Annotated in this window: 1 protein-coding gene; it reads right to left on the bottom strand. The window is 65.4% G+C overall.

Annotated features, from left to right (window positions below):
- Positions 1 to 737, bottom strand: a 737-nt coding sequence (locus tag ACXJKR_RS33380) for a sugar-binding domain-containing protein (protein ID WP_457326513.1), incomplete at its 3' end; no start/stop codon positions are given.
- Positions 738 to 1,025: the final 288 nt, after the last annotated feature.

Genomic DNA, 1,025 nt, shown 5'->3' with positions numbered 1-1,025 from the left:
CGGTATAGGTTGGGTTGTGCAAGCGACCACAGCTTGGGCTCGCGCACGTCGAGCTTGATGTGGGCGACGGCCGATTCGAGCGCGGCGACCCGAGCTCGGGCACTGCCCTTGGCCACTTCACGGCCCGACGGATCGATCACGACCACGTCGATGATGCCGCTGCGCTCGGTCTTGGCGCTGCTTTGCAGCATCACTTCGACCGGAAGGGTCCAGCGGCCGTTGCGCTGGACCGGGTTGGCATGCAGGCCGTCGGTGGCGATGTGCAGCGCGTCGCGCTTGACCAGCCAAGTGTGGCGGTAGATGCCGGCGCCTTCGTACCACCAGCCTTCCTGTGCGTCGGCGTCCACGCGCACGGCGATGGTGTTGGCGTCGGCGCCGTAACGGACATAGGGCGTGATGTCGATGCTGCGGCCGTTGTAGCCCGACCAGTTGCGGTCGACGACGATGCCGTTGACCCAGACCGTGCTGTGCGTGGCGACCGCGTCGAACTGCAGCTCGATGTGGCGGCCGCGGTCGGATTCGGGCAGCGGCAGATAGCGCCGGTACCAGCCGATGCCGCRCTGGCGATAGCCCTGAGACGCGTTCTCGTTGCGGTCGAACGGGTTCTCGACGGCCCAGTCATGCGGCAGGTCCAGGCGCCGCCAGCCGGAATCATCGAAGTCTGCGGCAGCCGCACCCCAGGCGCCGTTGGCCTTGCCGTTGTGATAGCTCATGCCGTGACCCTTGACCACGGGCATTGAGACGTCGCCGCGATGGAAAAGCCAACCGCTGTCGAGTGACAGGCGTTCGCGGCCGGCGGCCTGGACAGCAGTAGCCGCGAGCGCGAGCGCCGCGAAGAGCATGAGGCTGAGCCAATGAAGAATGCGCGGCGCGCGTGACATAACTTGGTTTCCCGTCGATCGAACTGCTGATTCAAGGCAAGCGCTGCTGCGGCTGTCCGAGCCTGGCGCTTGATTTGTCAAAGAAAAAAATGCGTCGCGCGATCCCGTTGGAGATCGCGCGACAAAACCAGGTCAACGTGTGCC

The organism is Roseateles sp. P5_E11 (assembly GCF_054049355.1).
Note: the sequence above shows the minus strand (reverse complement) of the source record. Positions and strands in the feature narration are given on the sequence as shown.